This window comes from Mesorhizobium silamurunense (assembly GCF_014843905.1).
GTDB lineage: Bacteria > Pseudomonadota > Alphaproteobacteria > Rhizobiales > Rhizobiaceae > Mesorhizobium > Mesorhizobium silamurunense.
The window spans coordinates 1-4,395 of record NZ_LPVS01000227.1 but is presented as its reverse complement, the minus strand read 5'-3'; the positions used below and the strand labels follow the sequence as shown (position 1 = coordinate 4,395).

General features: G+C 60.2%; 4 protein-coding genes. 3 read left to right on the top strand and 1 reads right to left on the bottom strand.

The features are described from left to right. Window positions 1–49: 49 nt before the first annotated feature. Window positions 50–2,662, top strand: a complete 2,613-nt coding sequence (locus AU465_RS33295; protein WP_246506652.1) for a cation-translocating P-type ATPase — start codon at window positions 50–52, stop codon at window positions 2,660–2,662. Then, entirely contained in the window at window positions 2,663–2,806 is a 144-nt protein-coding gene (locus AU465_RS33290) for a hypothetical protein (RefSeq protein ID WP_192257283.1), read from the top strand. Between the two features lie 89 nt (window positions 2,807–2,895). Here AU465_RS33290 and AU465_RS33285 read toward each other — a convergent pair whose 3' ends face one another. Next, window positions 2,896–3,129, bottom strand: coding sequence for a hypothetical protein (locus tag AU465_RS33285; protein WP_192257281.1), 234 nt, complete (start codon window positions 3,127–3,129; stop codon window positions 2,896–2,898). Between the two features lie 485 nt (window positions 3,130–3,614). Between AU465_RS33285 and AU465_RS33280 the strand changes: the two genes are divergently transcribed. Further along, window positions 3,615–4,367, top strand: coding sequence for a LysR family transcriptional regulator (locus AU465_RS33280; RefSeq protein WP_192257278.1), 753 nt, complete (start codon window positions 3,615–3,617; stop codon window positions 4,365–4,367). Window positions 4,368–4,395: the final 28 nt, after the last annotated feature.

Genomic DNA, 4,395 nt, shown 5'->3' with positions numbered 1-4,395 from the left:
GCGAAAGGGAATCCCAAGCCGGACTCTTATGTCAGGCGAGAACCACTAGATGCGGCAGATGACGACAGCTACCAGTTTCGAAAAAACGCAAGGTGCGGCCGGTGCTTCGGCAATCGGGGAAAACCTGAGCGGCCTCAGTGAAGCCGAAGCGCAGGCGAGATTTGTTGCCGAGGGTCCGAACGAGTTGCCCAGGTCCGGACGGCGCACACCACTGAGAATTGCCATCGAGGTCGTTCGCGAGCCGATGCTTGCACTTCTGCTGGGTGGCGGCGTGGTCTACCTGCTTCTGGGAAATCGGGAGGAAGCGCTGATCCTGCTAGCCTTCGCGACCATGTCGATCGGCATCACGATCATACAGGAGACACGCACAGAGCGTGTTCTGGACGCGCTGCGGGACCTCACAAGTCCACGTGCGCTAGTTATCCGCGATGGAGAGCGCAAGCGCATCGCCGGGCGCGAGATTGTCCGAGGGGATGTTGTAGTGCTTGCGGAGGGTGACCGGGTGCCGGCCGATGCCGTGCTTCTCCTGAGCCAGGATCTTCAGAGCGACGAATCCCTGCTGACTGGCGAATCCGTGCCGGTCCGAAAGATTGCCGCCGGCAGCGCTCTGCCAAGAACCGAACGTCAACCAGGCGGCGACGACCTCCCGTTCATATTCTCGGGCTCGCTGATCGTTCGAGGCTCCGGCATAGGCGAAGTCTTGGCGACAGGGCCCAGAAGTGAAATCGGCAAGATTGGGCGCTCGCTGAGTTCAATAGAGGCAGAACCGCCGCGATTGCAGGCGCAAATGCGGCGCGTTGTGCGCACTTTCGCGATGGCCGGCGGTACGGTCAGCGTGGTTGCAGTTTTGCTTTATGGACTTCTGCGAGGGGGATGGCTTGATGCCGTGCTCGCGGGCATTGCGCTTGGTATGTCCATGCTGCCGGAAGAGTTTCCGGTCGTGCTCACGATCTTCATGGCCATGGGCGCGTGGCGCATATCGCAGGCGCGCGTCTTGACCCGCAGGGCCGCGGCGATCGAAACTCTTGGCTCGGCGACGATCCTTTGCACCGACAAGACTGGCACTCTCACCGAGAACAGAATGACGATCGCCGAACTTCGGACGGCGGATGGAAATTCGTTTCTGATGGGGGACAAGCCGGGCACGGATCTGCCGGCGGCATTCGCCGCTCTCGCCGAGACTGGTGTGCTTGCCAGTGCCCAAATACCGTTCGATCCCATGGAGATCGCATTTCATAAACTCGACAAGGAGCGGCTCTCTAAACGCGAAGTTCTGGGCAATCCGCATTGGGAACTGGTCCAAGCATATCCGCTTCGACCCGGATTGCTGGCGATGTCGAATGTCTGGCAGTCGACACTTGGCCATGGCAATTCGCTGGTCGCGGCCAAGGGCGCGCCAGAGGCGATCGGGGCGCTGTGCCATCTGAGCGAAGAGGACTTCAGGGCCCTGAGGGGTTCCACCGAAGCCATGGCGGCCAACGGTTTGCGCGTGCTCGGCGTGGCCCGCGCGTCCCATTGCGGTATCGCCTTTCCGAAGATGCAGCATGATTTCAGATTTGAATTTCTCGGACTTGTCGGCTTGACGGATCCACTGCGCGCGAGTGTCCCCGAAGCCGTGAGCGACTGCCGTTCCGCCGGCATCAGGGTGATGATGATTACCGGCGACTATCCGGCGACCGCCAATGTGATCGCGCGTCAAGCCGGCCTTGATGCTGAAGGCGTCGTGACCGGCAGTGAAATGCAAGCGCTCGGTGACGAGGAGCTGGCAATGCGCGTGAAAACCGCAACCGTGTTTGCGCGCATCATGCCCGAGCAGAAGCTTCGCATCGTCAGCGCGCTGAAGTCGAACGGTGAAATCGTCGCCATGACTGGCGACGGGGTCAATGACGCGCCCTCACTAAAGGCCGCCAACATCGGGATTGCCATGGGTGGCCGAGGAACCGACGTGGCGCGCGAAGCGTCGGCGATCGTCCTGCTCGACGACGATTTTGGCTCGATTGTCAAAGCTGTGCGGCTTGGCCGCCGCATCTTCGATAATCTGCGCAAGGCGATGGGGTTCATCTTTGCGGTCCACGTGCCGATTGCCGGGCTCTCGCTGCTGCCGTTGCTGTTTGGCCTGCCGATCCTTTTCGGGCCGATACACATCGCCTTCCTGGAAATGGTGATCGATCCGGTGTGTTCGCTGGTTTTTGAAGCCGAAACCGAAGAAGACGATGTCATGCGCCGTCCGCCTCGCAAGCCGGGCGCACCGTTGTTCTCCGGCGCGTTGATCGCGTGGGGACTGATCCAAGGGGCGCTCGCCTTCGCATTTCTAGCCGCCATATACTTTGTCGCGCTAAACCGGGGCATGGCTGAGAATGAAATCCGGGCGCTGACGTTTTTCTCGCTGGTTCTGACAATCGTGGGACTGATTTTTGTCAACCGCTCATTCAGTGCCTCACTTTCAACTGCGCTTGTCAGGCCGAACCGGTCGCTGGTGGTCGTTGTAGCGGCTGTCGCTTCAACGCTGGGCGGGACACTCCTGTGGCCGTTCGCGACCGATCTCTTCCGCTTCGGCCCGCTGCATCTCAACGATCTGTCCGTGACGCTCGGCGCGGGATTTGCCGTATTGATATGCCTGGAGTTGCTGAAGCCGATCTGGCGGCAACAACTGAAGACCTAGGTGTGGCTCTATGAGCCGATCCCCGATCAGTCGCCAGATGGAGGAAGGTTGGATGTCAGCAAGGACGGTAAGCTTGAAGGAAGTGGCACTGCAAACATTTTTGGTGTTGCCAAAATGAATGCCGGCAATCCCACGCATTCGTGAAAGCCAGACTGGCGCACTTGTGCTAGCTGCCGCTTCGATCGTTGGGATCGTCGTCTGCGCATTTTTGGTTGAGCCATTCTCGGGCGCGATCACATGGGCGTTGGCACTGGCAATCCTCTCTTGCCCCGTGCCAGGCCCGGATCGAAGAGAAGTTGAAACGCCCAAACCTTGCGGCGATGGTTTCGGCCTTGACGATAGTACTGCTCGTCGCTGTCCAGGCAGCTTTCCTCGTCGAGCGTCTGATCGAGGAAGCTGCCTCCGGGGCAGCTTCCATCCGAACTCGGGTGGCCAATGGCGAGGTGCAACGTCTCCTCGACGCCCATCCCGGCATCGCACCTATCGGAAGGTGGAAAGAAACATCGTCGATTGTGACAAGCGGCGCAACATGGCTAAGCAACGCCGGCGCAACGTTTGTCTGGAGCTCCGTGCTGCAAGTGGCTGAAATCTTCCTGACGTTCTACATGCTATTCTATTTTCTGCGTGATCGGCTCGCGGTCTCCGCGATTGGATGCCGCTGGAGAACGCAGATGCCGGGCGGCTGTTTCGTTTACGGGACGCTGGCCGTCGCAGCGTATGGACTGTGCGCGACAGAACGAGCAGCCACGGGCAACAGGAACGAAACTCGTGGTGCGGTGTCGCAAGACGACGGCACCGAGCGACGTGGGGCTATCCGCCGACACGCGGCAGCAGCGCACCGCCGACGTTCACGGCCCATCTCGATCTCACGCTGCTTGCTGGAAGTCCTTTTAGACCAAGCAAGGCCATGTTGCGGCTGCGTCGAGCTGGTTTCGCTGAGGGGGCGAAGTTCATGGAGATGCAGCAGGTCCGCTATTTTTTGGCCCTGTCGAACACGCTGAATTTTACGAGGGCGGCCGAGGAATGCAACGTCACCCAGCCGGCGCTTACGCGCGCAATCAAGACGCTTGAAGAGGAATTGGGCGGAGAACTGCTTCGGCGGGAGCGTCAGCATTCGCACCTTACCGAACTTGGACGGCGCATGCTGCCGTTGCTGCAGCAGTGCTACGACGCGGCGACCTCTGCTAAGTCACTCGCCAAGGCAGTGCAAAGCAGCGACGTAGCCCCTCTCAACGTCACCATTTCCAACAGCGTCAACATTGCACTGCTGGTTTCGACGTTTACGGAGCTCTTCCGGGCCTATCCCGGAGTGCATCTCAAGATCAACCGGGGCTCGCCTACCGCCGTCGTCGATGCCCTCAAGAACGGTGAGGTCGAGCTGGCGGTGGCCGGGGCTCGGGAAATCCTGCAGAGATGCGTGGCGAAGGCATTCCCCGTCCGAGGCTTGCTCGGCGTTCACTCACGTCCTGCACACTGGCGCGGTTACCAATTCGTCCCCGCTAGCGAAGGCTTCAGCCATCTCATTACCTCCATGACCGCTCCGATTGCTTCCGGCTGGAGCGGTCGCCAGGTGGGGCCTTGCACCCACTGGAAACTGCCGCTTGTCACGGCGCACATCCGATGCGGACGTTTCGGCGCGTCAACTCCAGCGCGCCGCGTGTCAACAAAGGAAATTCAATCCATTCGCATCGCGCTGGTTTTTTAGTAGGCTGTCGCGTGGCAAGGTTGAGGAT

Coding starts and splice junctions, on each gene's coding strand:
- AU465_RS33280 (WP_192257278.1), top strand. CDS start 3,615: ATGGAGATGCAGCAGGTCCGCTATTTTTTGGCCCTGTCGAACACGCTG.
- AU465_RS33285 (WP_192257281.1), bottom strand. CDS start 3,129: ATGGGCGTCGAGGAGACGTTGCACCTCGCCATTGGCCACCCGAGTTCG.
- AU465_RS33295 (WP_246506652.1), top strand. CDS start 50: ATGCGGCAGATGACGACAGCTACCAGTTTCGAAAAAACGCAAGGTGCG.